This is a genomic window from Aromatoleum evansii (genome assembly GCF_012910805.1).
GTDB lineage: Bacteria > Pseudomonadota > Gammaproteobacteria > Burkholderiales > Rhodocyclaceae > Aromatoleum > Aromatoleum evansii.
On sequence record NZ_WTVK01000018.1, the window covers coordinates 55,817 to 70,240 of the forward strand.

Genomic DNA, 14,424 nt, shown 5'->3' on the forward strand with positions numbered 1-14,424 from the left:
CTTACCGGGCGTCCTTCAACCAGGCTGCAACCATTTCGGGATGGCTCGCAATGTAGGCCGCGGCCTCTTTCTCGTAGGACGATTCCTTCGCCTTCGCCATGATGCCTTCAAGGTCCGAGAGCGGAATCTTGAAGTTCTTGATGAAGGCCGCCGCTTTCGGGAAGTCCTGGTCGAAGCCCTTGCGCCCGATCGCGTGGATGGCTTCGGCGCCGCCGAGCGACTTCTTCGGATCCTCGAGGTAGCGCACCTTGTATTTCGAGAACATCCAGTGCGGATTCCACGTCGTGACGACGATCCAGTCCTTGCGCGCCATCGCGCGATCGAGGGCGACGATCATCGCGGCATCGGAACCCGTGCGCAGGTCGTAGCCGGCGAGGCTGTAGTCCTTGAGCGCCTGTTCGGAGGCGCGCATCAGGCCAGCACCCGGGTCGATTCCCTGGACCTGGCTCTTTAGCTTCTTCGCCACTTCTGGTTTGTTCAGATCGGTAATCGACGACAGCTCGGACGCGGGGACATAGTCGGGAACGGCCCAGCCGAGCTTGGCGTTGTCATACAGGATGCCGAGATCGACCAGATCGCCGTTGAGCTTGTCCCAGTAGGCCTTGTGCGTATTCGGCAACCATGCCATTAACATCACGTCGAGCTGCTTCTTGGCGACGCCCTGGTACTGCAGCCCGATGTCGGTCATCACCAGCTCGACCTTGTAGCCGAGCCGCTGCTCGAGCAACTGCTTGGCGATGTTGGTCACCGCCTCCGCATCGGACCACGCCGTCCAGCCGATCTTGATCGTCTTCTGATCGGCGGCCTGGACGCTGCTCGCACCGGCCACCGCCGAAACGATCATCGCAGCGCCGATTGCGTGTTTGAACACTTGCCTCAGTCTTGAAAACATCTACTCCTCCGGTCTGATGTGTCGGGCTCTATGGATTGGCCCGTTGGTGATGAGTCTGTGTGCTGCGAGTCGAGAACTGCGATCCAGCGGGTGGAACTGCCGACCGTGTTATCAAGCGGGCAAGTAAATGCCGTTCGGACTGGGCCCTTCGACTAGCTCAGGGCGAACGGTAATACCTTAACGAGAAGATCGGCGAGAATCAGTCTAGGGGTCCGCGGGTCGGGCAATTTACCCATGTGCGACCTCCAGTCGATCTGTTTGCGGCATCGGGCGGAGCAAGGTTTCGTAGGGCGGGAGGCGTTACGCTCCTCCCGACCTACGGGTTCGTGCGGTCGTTCGGGGTGCGGCCGTCTCCTCCATCGTCAGAGGTGACTGACGGACTCACGGCACCAGGATCAGATCGATGGCCCTGCGCACCTCGGGCTGCAGCGTCGTGCCCTCGGCGCACAGGGCGGCGATCAGTTCGGGGAGGCCGTCGACGGGCTGGGCGGCGCGCACACGCCGCGCCCAGTCGTCGGGCGTTTCGCCCTGCGGCAGCGCAACCCCCAATGCGCCGAGCCGCTCGCGAAAGTCGTCGATATCGACGAGGTCGGCAAACATCATGATGTGGCCCTCCTGAAGGACGAGGAATACTTTACGCCTTTCGACGGTCCGCGATAGTCGCGGTCTCCCGCGCTCACCGCAGCACCCCTTCCTCGCGCAGCAGCTTGAGGATGGCCTCGGCGCCCTGTTGCGCGGAAACGCCTGTGAGCACCTGCCCGCCGCTGCCTTCGGCCTTCGCCGCAGCGGCCTTGAAGCGGTCGCGGGCGGACGCCGCCTTCACGATCTTGAGGCGCTTCGGGCGCTTGCGCGCTGGCGCCACCGTCCACTCGCGCGCAGCAGCATCGGGCACCACCTCGGACGCGACGCGATGCAACTCGCCGCGTTGCGCGGGCCCGAAGGCGCTTTGCCGTGCAGGCTGCGCCGCCGCATCGACCGTCACGACGGCGGGCAGGCGCACCTTCAGGCGTCGCCGCTGCCCGCGCGGCAGGGCCTGCAGCACCGTCATCGTGTCGCGGTCCACCGACTCGATCTCGGCGAGCCCGGATACCAGCGACCAGCCGAGGCGTTCGGCGAGGATGAAAGGCACGAGACCAGACCCTTCCCCGGTTTCACCGCGCGCCCCGCACAACACGACGCGCGGGCCGGCGGCGCGCAGCCAGCTTTCCAGCGCCGGCACGACGTCGGACCCCTCCGGTTGCTGCAGAACGTCTACGGCGCCAGGGCCCATGCCCAGGTAGCCGCGCAGCGCCGCCTCCGTCTCGGGCGACGAGGCGCCCGCATGCACGAGCGACAGATCCCCGCCTTTCGCCAGCGACAGGCCGATCTCGACCGCGCGCGCGTCGTACTCCGCGCGCCGCGCCCGGCCGGTCACCGGGTGGCGGCCGACCGAGACCAGGGCGGCGACTTTCAGCGACGGCTCCGTCGCCGCATTTCCATTGCCATCACGCTGCATTGCGTTGCTCCTTGCGAACGCCTTCGACCATCTCCACCAGCGCGGCGAGCACCTCGCTCGAATCCGCGATCACCGAGAGATCCGCCCGCTTCACCATGTCGCAACCGGGATCGGTGTTGATCGCGATGACCTTGTCGCACTGCTGGATGCCCTGCAGGTGCTGGATCGCGCCCGAGATGCCGACGGCCAGATACACCCGCGCCGTGACCCAGGTGCCGGTCGCACCGACCTGGCGGTGTCGCGGCATGAAACCGTTGTCCACCGCGACGCGGGAGGCGCCTTCCGTCGCGCCGAGCACGCGCGCCGCCTGGTGGAAGCCGTCCCAGTCGCGGATGCCGTTGCCGGCCGACAGGATGAATTCCGCTTCCGCGAGCGCCACGCCGGCCGGATCGACCGCGACCGCGCCGAGATCCTCGACGCGCCGCAGCGGCTGCGGCAGGGCTGCGGGCGGGTCGATCGGCGCCGCGGCGTGCACGGTCTCGCTCACCGGTTCGGCACATTCGGGCAGCGCAAGCACGATGCGCGGCAGCTTGCGCGTGACGTCGGTCGTGCCCGCAGCACCACGGCCGGTGCATTGTCCGTCGGCGATCTGCCACACCTGGGTCGCCGGCCGCTCGCCGAGACGGGCCGCGAGACGCCGGCCCAGCTCCGCCCCGCCCAGCGGCGAGTCCGGGAACAGCCAGTACCGTGGCTCGTGCTGGCGCTCGATGCCGCCCAGGGCCGTGAGACGCTGTTCCGGCGCGTAGCCTTCGAAGGACTCGCCGGCGAAGTTCACCACGCGATCGACACCGGCTTCGCCGAGCGCGTCCTCGCGCGACTCGCAGAAACTCACCAGCAGCACCGCGCCCTGCCCCCCTTCGTCGGCGAGTTGCCGCGCGAGGCCCAGCACGTCGCGGTCGTGGGCCGACAGGCGGCCGCCGGGCATGTCGGCCATCACCGCGACGATGAACGCGGGCGTGTCGATGCGCACCGGCCGGCGCGACGGCACTGCGGCGGCTTCCCGCCGCGCGGAGCCCGACGCATGGGCCGTCTGCGCGCCGCTGCGGTCGATGCGGCGGATGCCGTTCGGGCCGATGAAGCCGACCGCGTGCGGATTGCGCCGGATGATGCCGTTCGGCCCCATCCACTGCGCCACCGCCGCGCCCCCGTTCAGCTGCGCCAGCACGGCCTCGTGCTCGGGATGCAGGCGATTGCGGGCGATCCACTCGGTGCGCGGATCGCGTCTGACGATTTCACTCATGCCACCACCTCCACTGCGCGTTCCACCTGAACACGCTTGTCCGCGCCCCGCGCCGGCGCCGGTGCCGCCACCAGCTGCGCCGCGACGAGCTCGGCAATGTCGAGCACTTCCGGGCGCGGCCCGACGACGCCTTCGAGCATCGCCGTGCATTGCGGGCATCCGACGGCCACGATGTCGGCCTTCGTCGAATTGATCTCTTCCATGCGCATGTCGGGGATGCGGCGCTTGCCGGGAATGTCGGTGATCGGCGCCCCGCCGCCACCACCGCAGCAGCGCGAACGGAAGCCGGAGCGTTCCATCTCGACGACCTTGATGCCGATGCCCTTGAGGGCATTGCGCGGCGCTTCATACTCGCCGTTGTAGCGGCCGAGGTAGCACGGGTCGTGGTAGGTCACGCGGCCACCGGTCCATTCACCCAGCGCGAGCCGCCCCTTCTCCATAAGCTTGGAGATGAAGGTGCTGTGATGCGTCACCGCGTAGCTCGCGCCAAAGGCCGGGTACTCGTTCTTCAGCACATGGAAGCTATGCGGGTCGCAAGTCACGATCTCGCGGAAGCGGTACTTCGCGAGCGTCGCCGCGTTACGCACGGCGAGCGTCTGGAAGGTGGCCTCGTCGCCCAACCGACGTGCGACGTCGCCGCTGTCGAGTTCCTCGTTGCCGAGCACCGCGAAATCCACCTGCGCCGCGCGCAGCACCTTCACGAGGGCCCGCAGCGTGCGCTGGTTGCGCATGTCGAAGGCGCCGTCGCCCATCCACAGCAGCACGTCGGCGGTGCCGCGCTTCGCCATCAGCGGCAGGTCCAGGTCGGCCGCCCAGTTCATGCGCGATGCAGGATCGAAGCCGCCGGGGTTGTCGGTGGTCGCGAGGTTCTCCAGCACCTCCCGACCCTTGTTCGGCGTGTTGCCGTGCTCCATCGTCAGGAAGCGGCGCATGTCGACGATCGCATCGACGTGCTCGATCATCATCGGGCACTCCTCGACACAGGCGCGGCAGGTCGTGCAGGACCACAGGGTGTCCGCATCGACGAGCGCGCGGCCCTCTCGCAGGACGATCGGGCTGTGCGCGTCGCCTCCGTGCTCGCCGATCGGCTTGCCAGGGTAAGGTGAGCCCGCATAGGCGGCGTCGGTGCCGCCGGCCAGACCGACGACCATGTCCTGGATCAGTTTCTTCGGGTTCAGCGGCTGGCCGGCGGCGAAGGCCGGGCACATCGCCTCGCAGCGGCCGCACTGCACGCAGGCATCGAAGCCGAGGAGCTGGTTCCACGTGAAGTCCGCGGGCTTGCCGACGCCCAGCGGCGCGGTGGCGTCCTTCAGGTCGATCGGCTTGAGACCGGTCGAGCGCCCGCCGCCGAAGCGTTCGGGCCGGCGGTGGAACGCCAGATGCAGCGCGCCGGCGAAGGCATGCTTCATCGGTCCGCCCCACGTCATGCCGAGGAACATCTCGCTGATGCCCCACGCGACGATGAGCGTCAGCACCGCGGCGAGCGCCCAGCCGCCGAACGAGGCCGGAAGTACACCGGCCGTCGGCAGCGTGACCAGGAACACGCCGCTCGCGAACGCGAAGAGGCTCTTCGGCAGGCGCATCCACGGGCCGCGCGAGAGCCGTGCGGGCGGGTTCTTCCGCCGCGCGGCGACACGCAGCGCGCCCGCGAACATCACCGCGGTGGCCGCGAGCAGCGCCCAGCTGAGCAGCCGGCTCTCAAACTGGAAGCCGTGCACCAGGATCAGCAGCACGGCGGCGGCGACGAAACCGCCACCCGTCGCGACGTGGGTGTTGGCGAACACCTTGTCGCGCGCGACGACGTCGTGGAGGTCCACCAGGTAGCGGCGCGGCATCGCGGCCAGGCCGCCGAGCACGGAGACTGGCGAGGGGCGTCCCTGGCGCCACAGTCGGATCCGCCGGATGGCGCCCAGCAGGGCCAGCGCCAGCGAGGCGAAGATAAGTATGGGGAGTACTACGTCAAGCATTCGTCTCTCCTAGTAGGACGTTGCTCTCTTGATGAAACGGAACAGATGCCGCGAGCCGCGGACGACTCCCTCCCCTTCAAGGGGGCGGAAGCGGGGTTTCGGGGAGCCCTGCTCCCCGCCGCCGGAGCGGCGGAGCGAAGCGGAGACTCCTGGGTTGGGGTGGGGATGGGTGGACTCCGCAGCGCCAGTAAGAAACCCATCCCCATCCTGTCCATTCCAAGGCCGGCTTTGCACAGCCGGCCCGCTCGGACGGCGCGAAGCGATGCTTCGCGAAACCCCGTCCTCGCCCCCTTGAAGGGGAAGGAACCTGCTAATCGCACCGTGCGAACTCCACAAGACCGCGCCGGACCGTGCGCAATTACGTCAGCTTCGACCAAGACCTCCGCGTACTCAGAAGTCCTTGCACAGCCGCAACGCATCCAGGATGGCCGCATGCGTATTCCGCTGCGACACGCAGTCGCCGATGCGGAACAGCAGGTAGCCATCACCCTTCTCCGCAAGGCAGGACTGCGGCTGGATCGCGAAGAGCTCCTCGATGTTCACCTGGCCCTTGTTGCGCGAACCCGGCTTCAGCTCGTAGTACAGCTTCTCGTCCGGCCGCACGCCGTTTTCGACCACGATCTGGTCGACGACCCGCTCTTCCTTTGCACCGGTGTATTCGTTCTCCAGCACCGCGACCAGCTTGTCGCCTTCCCGATACACCTTCTCCAGCATCAGGTCCCCGGTCATGATCACTTCCTTGGGGTACAGGCTGCGGTAGTAGGTCGGGAAGGTCGTGCCGCCGATCGCCACACCCGGCTTGATGTCGTCGGTGACGATCTCGACCTTGGCGCCCTTGTCGGCGAGGTAGTCCGCGACCGACATGCCGGAGAACTCGCAGATCGTGTCGTACACCAGCACGTTCTTGCCCGGCGCGACCCGGCCTTCGAGGACATCCCAGCTGCTCACGACCAGCCCTTCGGCGGCGCCCCAGTGCGGGTTCTGCTCGAGGAAGGGATGGGCCCCCACCGCCAGCACGACGACGTCGGGCCTCAGGTCCATGATCGTCGCCGCATCCGCCCCAACGCCCAGGCGCAGGTCGATCTTCAGGCGTGCGAGCTCGAGCTGGTACCAGCGCGTGATGCCCGCCATCTGGTCGCGCTGCGGCGCCCGGGCGGCAATCGAGATCTGGCCGCCCAGCGCGTCCTTCTTCTCGAACAGCGTCACGTCATGGCCGCGCTCGGCCGCGACGCGCGCCGCTTCCATGCCGGCCGGCCCGCCACCGACGACGACTACCTTGCGCTTCGGCCCCGTCGATTTCTCGATGATGTGCGGCAGCCCCTGATGCTCGCGCGAAGTCGCGGCGTTCTGGATGCACAGCACGTCCAGGCCCTGGTACTGGCGGTCGATGCAGTAGTTCGCGCCGACGCACTGGCGGATCTGGTCGACCTGGCCCATCTTGATCTTGTTCACGAAGTGCGGATCGGCGATGTGCGCGCGCGTCATGCCGACGAGGTCGACGTAGCCGCCTTCGAGGATGCGCTGCGCCTGATTCGGGTCCTTGATGTTCTGCGCGTGGATCACCGGCACCGACACCACTTCCTTGATCCCGGCCGCCAGATGCAGGAAGGGCTCCGGCGGATAGCTCATGTTCGGGATCACGTTCGCCAGCGTGTTATGCGTGTCACAGCCCGAACCGACGACGCCGATGAAGTCGAGCAGACCCGTGTCGCTGTAGTACTTGGCGATCTGCTTCATGTCCTCGTGCGTGAGACCGTCCGGGTGGAACTCGTCGCCGCAGATGCGCATGCCAACCACGAAGTCGCGCCCGACCTCGGCCCGCACCGCCTTCAGCACCTCCATGCCGAAGCGCATGCGGTTCTCGAAGGAGCCGCCCCACTCGTCGTTGCGCTGGTTCACGCGCGGGCTCCAGAACTGGTCGATCAGGTGCTGATGCACCGCCGACAGCTCCACCCCATCCAGCCCGCCCTCCTTCGCCCGGCGCGCCGCCTGCGCGTAGTTGCCGATGATGCGCTCGATCTCCTCGGGCTCGATCGTCTTGCAGGTCGCGCGGTGCACCGGCTCGCGGATGCCCGACGGCGACACCAGATGCGGCCAGTTCTCGCCGTCCCAGCGCGAGCGCCGGCCCATGTGCGTGATCTGGATCATGATCTTCGCGCCATGCTTGTGCATCGCGTCGGCGAGGTTCTGGAAGTGCGGGATGATCTTGTCGGTCGACAGATTCACCGATTTCCACCAGCCCTGCGGACTGTCGATCGCGACAACCGAGGAGCCGCCGCAGATGCACAGGCCGATGCCGCCCTTGGCCTTCTCCTCGTAGTACTTGACGTAGCGCTCGGTGGTCATGCCGCCGTCGGTCGCATAGACCTCGGCGTGCGCGGTGCTGACGATGCGGTTGCGGATGGTCAGCTTGCCGATCTGGATCGGCTGGAACAGGGCGTCGAACTGGGCCATGGCCATTTACTCCTATCAGCGCGGGCGGGTGATGAACACGCCGTAGTCGCAGCCTTCCTCGGCGCCGCTCTGGGTCTGCTCGGCGAGCGTGCGCAGCGGGCTGCCGGCGGCGGCCAGGATCTGGTCCATTGCGCCGGCAAACCAGCCCGTGAACATGTATTCGATCTTGCGGCCGACCTTGCCGTACTCATAGACGAAGGCCGAGTGGTCGAGGCGCACGCGGCAGGTGCCGGCTTCAAGATCGATGGCCTCGATGGAGAACAGCCCCCAGCCGCGCTGCGACAGGCGCTTCATGTAGTGCTCGAACACCGCGACACCGGACAGTCCGTGCAGCGCGGCTTCCTTCTCGCACCAGTGCCAGGCCGACTTGTAGCCCGCCTTGTAGAGGATCTGCGCGTAGCGCTCGGCGCCGATCTCTTCCTCGATGCCCTTGTGGTTGTTGATGAAGAAGTGGCGCGGCACGTACAGCATCGGCAGCGCGTCGGTGGTCCAGACGCCGGTTTCGGAATCGACTTCGATCGGCAGTTGCGGTGCGGTCTTCATGTTCGGTTTGTCTCCAGTATTTTGTCAGGGCGGGACGGGCCTTCTTCGGATCACGCCGGAAACCCATCCCCATCCCTAGCCCTTCCCCTTTAAAGGGAAGGGAACGTCGTGCGGGGCTATGCCCCGGAAAACATCAAGCGCCCCAGACGTCGCGCAGCACGCGCACCCAGTTCTCGCCCATCACCTTGCGCACGACACGCTCGGGCATGCCGCGCTTGAGCAGCGTTTCGGTCAGATTGGGGAATTCACCAACGGTCCGGATGCCGAGCGGATTGACGATCTTTCCGAAGTTGGTGAGGCGGCGGGCGTAGCCCTTGTCGTGCGTGAGCCACTCGAAGAAGTCCTTGTCGTGGCCCTGCGTGAAATCGGTGCCGATGCCGATCGCATCCTCGCCGACGATGTCCATCACGTACTCGATGGCTTCGGCGTAGTCGTCGATCGTCGAGTCGATGCCCTTCTTGAGGAAGGGCGCGAACATCGTCACGCCGACGAAGCCGCCGTGATCGGCGATGAACTTCAGTTCGGCGTCGGACTTGTTGCGCGGATGTTCCTTGAGGCCGGACGGCAGGCAGTGGGAATAGCAGACCGGCTTCTTCGACTCGAGGATCACCTCCTCGGAGGTCTTCGCGCCGACGTGCGAGAGGTCGCACATGATGCCCACGCGGTTCATCTCGGCGACGACCTCGCGGCCGAAGCCCGACAGCCCGCCGTCGCGCTCGTAGCAGCCGGTGCCGACGAGGTTCTGCGTGTTGTAGCACATCTGCACGATGCCCACGCCGAGCTTCTTGAAGATCTCGACGTAGCCCAGCTTGTCCTCGAACGCATGCGCGTTCTGGAAGCCGAGGATGATGCCGGTCTTGTTGGCTTCCTTCGCCGCGGCGATGTCGGCGGTGGTGCGCACCGGCATAACGAGATCGGCGCTCTCCGCCATCAGGCGATTGACCATGACGATGTTGTCGACGGTCGCCTGGAAGCCTTCCCACACCGACACGGTGCAATTCGCCGCGGTCAGGCCGCCCCGGCGCATGTCCTCGAACAGATGCCTGTTCCACTTCGCAATGATCAGCCCGTCGATGACAACGGCACTGTCGTGAACTTCCTTCGCATTCATTCGCAGCTCCTCGGCAAGCGCTATTCGTGGGGATGAGAATAGCGTTCTCGCCGGGAGACCTATCGCACGGGAAGCGACGGGCACGAGTCAAAATGCGTCATTTTGGTGCGAACCGCGACAAGCCCTGCGCGCTGCACGTGTATAGCGGTTCGATCACGCAATGAAACCGGCTTCGAGATGCCCAAAAAAGAATCCGCCCGGAACCAGAAAGGTTCCGGGCGGATTGGACACGTGAAGCTTCAGACGCCGGCGCGGAGGCGTCGTCCTGTCAGCACACGGCGCGACGCGGCGCGCGCGTGAGGCTTCCGTAGGTCGCCTCGCCGCGGGCAGCCATCAGCGCCAGTTCGGCGGTCGACGCGGGCAGGACGACGTCCGGCAGGTCGGCGCTCTCGTCGGCGATAAAGATCTCGCGCCGCCCGCGCGCGCCGCGCGGCACGGGCTCGATGGTCCGCTCGCTGCTCGGCGGAACACCGAAAAACCCGCGGTAGCACTTCGAGAAATGTGGCGTCGAGACGAATCCGCAGGCCGTGGCGACCTCGATGATCATCATCGAGGTCTGCCGCAGCAGCTGGCGGGCGCGGTTGATCCGGATCGTCAGGTAATAACGGGACGGTGAACAATTCAGGTGCCTGAGGAAGAGGCGCTCCAGCTGCCGCCGCGAGATGCCCGCGATGGCCGCGAGATCCTCCAGCTCGAGCGGTTCCTCGATGTTGGCTTCCATCAAGGCGACGATCTCGAGCAGTTTCGGCTGCGAGGTCCCCAGCACGTGGCGCAGGGGAATGCGCTGCTGCTCCTGATCGTTGCGGATGCGCTCGCACATGAACATCTCGGAGATGGCCCCCATCAGTTCGCGCCCGTGCTGCTTGCCGATCAGGTTCAGCATCATGTCGAGTGGCGCGGTACCGCCCGATGCGGTCAGGCGGTTCGCCTCGATGGTGAAGAGGCGATTCGTCACCAGCACTTTCGGGAAAGCTTCCTGCAATCCGGAAATGCATTCCCAGTGAATGCTTGCGCGGTAGCCGTCAAGCAGCCCGGCCTGCGCCAGCGCCCAGGTTCCCGTGCATACGCCGCCGATCAGTGCGCCGCGGCGCGCCTGGGCCTGCAGGAAGCTCAGGTGCGATTTGCGGATCGCCTGCTGCTGGGCGACTCCGCCGCACACGATCACGATGTCCAGATCGTGCGCATCGTCCATCGGTGCATCAGGGAGAATGCGCTGGCCGTCGCTGGCGCGCACCGAGTCACCGTTCTCGCTGAGCGTGAACCACTGGTAATGCTCTTCCCCGCTCAGGTGATTGGCCATGCGCAATGGCTCGATGGCCGACGAATGCGCAATGAGCGTGAAATTGTCGAGCAGCAGGAAACCGATACGGGTCGGCCTGGCGACGACACCCGGCTCCGTCGGCCTCCCGGCCGCGGCGCGATTGCGTTCGTACATCATTACCCCTCCTCCACAGGCACCCCTGGGTGCCACGCAGGCCGGTCTTTCTGCCGGCCTTGTCGTTTGAATAGTCCTCGTGCACCACGCGGTGCTGCGGGGCCCCTGAACGCTATTCCCAAAGTCTTAGGAAGAAACTGTTCCGGAGGGCGCGCCGCACCGTTTGCCGCGTCGTTTCCGACGAACAAATAGTGACACTCCCAGCAGGGCTAATCAACAGCGGCGGGGCTCTCGTCTTGTCTCCTTACGACGGGCGTTTTCCCAAACGCGACATCGCACCATTGCTGCACCGCACTTCGCGACTCACAGGAAGCCGAGCAGCCTCGGCAACGCGAGCGACAGCTCCGGCACAAAGGTCGTAACGACCATCACCGGCAAGGCCACGAACAGCATCAGCGCGATTGCGGGCGCGATCGTGCGATGGATTTCCGCCTTCCCGATACGGCACGCCATGTAGAGGATGGGCGCCACCGGCGGGCTATTCGCCCCGATCACCACCGAGCACGCGACGATGGACGCGAAATGCACCGGATGCATGCCGGTTTCCATCATCAGCGGCAGGAACAGCGGCGCGATGACGACGGTCACGGACACATCGTCGATGATCATGCCGGCGAGGATCAGCACGAGGTTGACGGTCACGAGGATCAGCAGCGGATTGCTCACCAGCGAGGTCACCCATTCCGTGAGGTCCTGCGGGATTCCTTCGGACGCAAGGATTCGCCCGATCATGAAGCTGAAGAGCAGGATCAGGATCACGGTGCCGGTCGTCTCGGCGGCCGCGACCAGGTTGTGCGCGAAGCCCTTCGCCGTCAGGTCGCGGTAGAAGAAGAAACCCACGATCATCGCGCAGAAGGCCGCGACCGCCGCTGCCTCGGTCGGCGTGAAGATCCCGCCGTAGATCCCGCCGAGGATGATCAGCGGCAGCGACAGGGCCGGCAGCGCGCTCAGCGTCGCGCGGCCCTTCGACACCCGCTCCTGCCCGTCCGCGGCAGCCGCGAAGCTCTCGTGGAACAGCCGCCCGACGCTGAAGCGGTTGGCGACGATCAGGCCGATGATCAGCAGGATCGCCGGCCCGATGGACGCCGCGAAACAGGCCGCCACCGACTGGCGGGTGACGACCGCGAACAGGATCATCGTGATCGACGGCGGGATCAGGATGCCGAGCAAGGACGAGATGCCCAGCAGCGCCGACGAATAGTGGCGCGGATAGCCGCGTTGCTCGAGCGGACCGATCATGATCGTGCCGATCGACGCCACCGCGGCGGTCGCGGTGCCGGCGATCGCGCCGAAGATGCCGGAGGCCAGCACCATCGAGGCTCCCATGCCGCCGCGCCGCTTCCCGACCATCACTTCGATGAACTCGACGAGCCGCCTCGCTATACCCCCGCCCTGCATCAGGTAGCCGGTGAGCACGAACAGGGGCAGCGCGATCAGGATCACCGAATCGAGCGAGCGGTAGCCCTGCATCATGATCGTGTCGATATTGACGTCGTAGGCGGACACGAGATACGCCAGCACGCCGGCGAACGACCATGCGACCGGCACGCCGAGGACCATCATCACGAGCAGCAGCCCGATTGCGATCAAGCCTTCCATGACAGCGCCTCCTCGGAGCGGATTGCGGTACGTGCGCGTGCGGACGAGAGGGCCAAGCCCGCCAGTACGATGTCGCGCAGCGCATAAAGACCACTGCCGACTGCAGCGACCAGGATCGCCGACTGCGGGATCCATAGCGGAATACCCATGCCCGGCGTCGTCTGCGGATGATCGAAGCTCCATTGCAGCATGCGCCATGCGAGCAGCGTGAAGAACGCGGTGGCCGCGAAGGTGATCACGCCGACCAGGATCCTGTGCGCCTCGCGCGCCCACCCGTCGCCGAACTTCTGCGCGAAGAAGTCGACGACCAGGTGCTCCTTGCGCCGACTGGCGATCAGCGCGCCCAGCATGTACAGCCACATGCCGCACATCATGATCACTTCGAGCAGACCGACGATGGACCAGCCGAAGAGATAGCGCCCCGCGACGAGCAGCAGCATCAGTCCGACCACCAGCACGCTGGCGACGAACGCCGCGGCATCGAGCAACCAGGCCGCGCTCTTTCCGAGCGCGGCAATCACTCTCATTGTCATTTTTTCATCCCGTCCAACGGAAACCAGCCCGGATCAGCGGGCTGGTCGGGTTTCAAGCAGGCACGTATCAGAGTGGCGAGGCGTTGCTGCGGATCGTCTTGACGATCTCCGCCCCGATTTCCTTCTCCATCAGCGGCCACACCTTCTCGCGCGCCGCCTTCCCCAGCACGGCCAGTTCGGCAGGCGACGGCTCGATGTACTTGATCCCAGCCTCGACGGCCTTCTTCACGTAGAACTCGTCCTGTGCCTTCGCGGCCTTGAACTGGTCGTTCATGATCTCCAGCGAGGCCTCGCTGACCACCTTCTGCTGCTCGGCCGAAAGCTTGTCCCAGGCCTTGTGGTTCATGCTCAGCACGCCCGTCATGAAGAAGTGCTTGGTGCGGACGTAGGTCTTGACGATGTCGCGGAAGTACTCGTAATCCCAGAAGATCACGTTGCCGGCCTCGCCATCGACGACCCCGGTCTGCATCGCCGTATAGACCTCGCCCCAATCGATCGCGGCGGTCTGGTAGCCGAGCGCCTGCATCGTCTGCGGCGCCGGGAACACCGTCATCGTGCGCACCTTGATGTTCTTGGCGTCGCCGATCGTCAGCGCGTGGCTGCCGCGCGTGGCGACGCCGTTGAAGCCTTCCGGCCAGGGGCCGAAGAACTTCAGGCCGATGTCCTTGTAGATGCCGCCGAGCAGGTTGTTCACCCAGCCGCCCGGGCTGTAGGCCTTCAGCGCGTCGTCCCACGAAGTGGTCATGTAGGGCGTGTAGATCACGCCGATGCGCTTGTCGTAGGACGTCATCGGCCAGTTGAGCATCAGCTGCACGTCGCCCGCGACGTGCAGGTCGAACACCTCCTGCTGCCCCCCGAGCTCGTTCTGGTAGAACACCTTCACCTTGATGTCCCCCTTCGACTTCTGCTCGATCAGGTCGGCCCATTTCTTCAGCGCGTTGCCGGCGGGAGAGCCCTTGGCGCCCGAATCGGTGGCCATCTTCAGCGTCGTCGCCGCGTGCGCGAGCGGGGTGAACAGACACGTCGTTGCCGCCACAGCGAGCAGCAGGCTCCGCAGCTTGAATCTCATCGTCATTTCCTTGGTCTCCTCGGTTTTTCGGTGCGCAGGCATCTCCGCTACCCTGCCCGCATCCGCGAGCAACCTTCCGGGCAGCA

General features: G+C 66.0%; 12 protein-coding genes. All 12 read right to left on the bottom strand.

Features of this window, described 5'->3' with window-relative positions; all coding sequences use genetic code 11:
• Position 1: 1 nt before the first annotated feature.
• Positions 2–871, bottom strand: coding sequence for a glycine betaine ABC transporter substrate-binding protein (locus tag GO615_RS11210; protein ID WP_339380005.1), 870 nt, complete (start codon positions 869–871; stop codon positions 2–4).
• 402 nt (positions 872–1,273) lie between these two features.
• Positions 1,274–1,495 carry a hypothetical protein gene (locus GO615_RS11215; RefSeq protein ID WP_169127981.1) on the bottom strand — a complete coding sequence of 74 codons (222 nt, stop codon included), beginning with the start codon at positions 1,493–1,495 and terminating at the stop codon, positions 1,274–1,276.
• A gap of 73 nt (positions 1,496–1,568) precedes the next feature.
• Entirely contained in the window at positions 1,569–2,387 is an 819-nt protein-coding gene (gene etfB / locus GO615_RS11220) for an electron transfer flavoprotein subunit beta (protein WP_169127983.1), read from the bottom strand.
• Positions 2,377–3,627 (bottom strand): electron transfer flavoprotein subunit alpha, encoded by a 1,251-nt coding sequence (gene etfA, locus GO615_RS11225; protein WP_169127984.1) that lies wholly within the window; start codon positions 3,625–3,627, stop codon positions 2,377–2,379. Before etfA ends, etfB begins: the two co-directional genes overlap by 11 nt.
• Positions 3,624–5,594, bottom strand: coding sequence for a (Fe-S)-binding protein (locus GO615_RS11230; RefSeq protein ID WP_169127985.1), 1,971 nt, complete (start codon positions 5,592–5,594; stop codon positions 3,624–3,626). Before GO615_RS11230 ends, etfA begins: the two co-directional genes overlap by 4 nt.
• A gap of 390 nt (positions 5,595–5,984) precedes the next feature.
• Positions 5,985–8,048 (bottom strand): dimethylglycine demethylation protein DgcA, encoded by a 2,064-nt coding sequence (dgcA, locus tag GO615_RS11235; RefSeq protein WP_169127986.1) that lies wholly within the window; start codon positions 8,046–8,048, stop codon positions 5,985–5,987.
• Between the two features lie 15 nt (positions 8,049–8,063).
• Positions 8,064–8,591, bottom strand: a complete 528-nt coding sequence (locus GO615_RS11240) for a DUF5943 domain-containing protein (protein ID WP_169127987.1) — start codon at positions 8,589–8,591, stop codon at positions 8,064–8,066.
• 133 nt (positions 8,592–8,724) lie between these two features.
• Entirely contained in the window at positions 8,725–9,702 is a 978-nt protein-coding gene (locus tag GO615_RS11245; protein ID WP_169127988.1) for a dipeptidase, read from the bottom strand.
• Positions 9,703–9,970: 268 nt separating this feature from the next.
• Entirely contained in the window at positions 9,971–11,140 is a 1,170-nt protein-coding gene (gbdR, locus tag GO615_RS11250) for a choline metabolism transcriptional regulator GbdR (RefSeq protein WP_211167052.1), read from the bottom strand.
• A 300-nt stretch (positions 11,141–11,440) separates the two neighbouring features.
• Positions 11,441–12,736, bottom strand: a complete 1,296-nt coding sequence (locus GO615_RS11255; protein ID WP_169127989.1) for a TRAP transporter large permease — start codon at positions 12,734–12,736, stop codon at positions 11,441–11,443.
• On the bottom strand, positions 12,724–13,269 hold the full coding sequence (locus GO615_RS11260) for a TRAP transporter small permease (protein WP_246262238.1): 546 nt from the start codon (positions 13,267–13,269) through the stop codon (positions 12,724–12,726). Before GO615_RS11260 ends, GO615_RS11255 begins: the two co-directional genes overlap by 13 nt.
• A gap of 67 nt (positions 13,270–13,336) precedes the next feature.
• Positions 13,337–14,344, bottom strand: a complete 1,008-nt coding sequence (dctP, locus tag GO615_RS11265) for a TRAP transporter substrate-binding protein DctP (RefSeq protein WP_211167053.1) — start codon at positions 14,342–14,344, stop codon at positions 13,337–13,339.
• Positions 14,345–14,424: the final 80 nt, after the last annotated feature.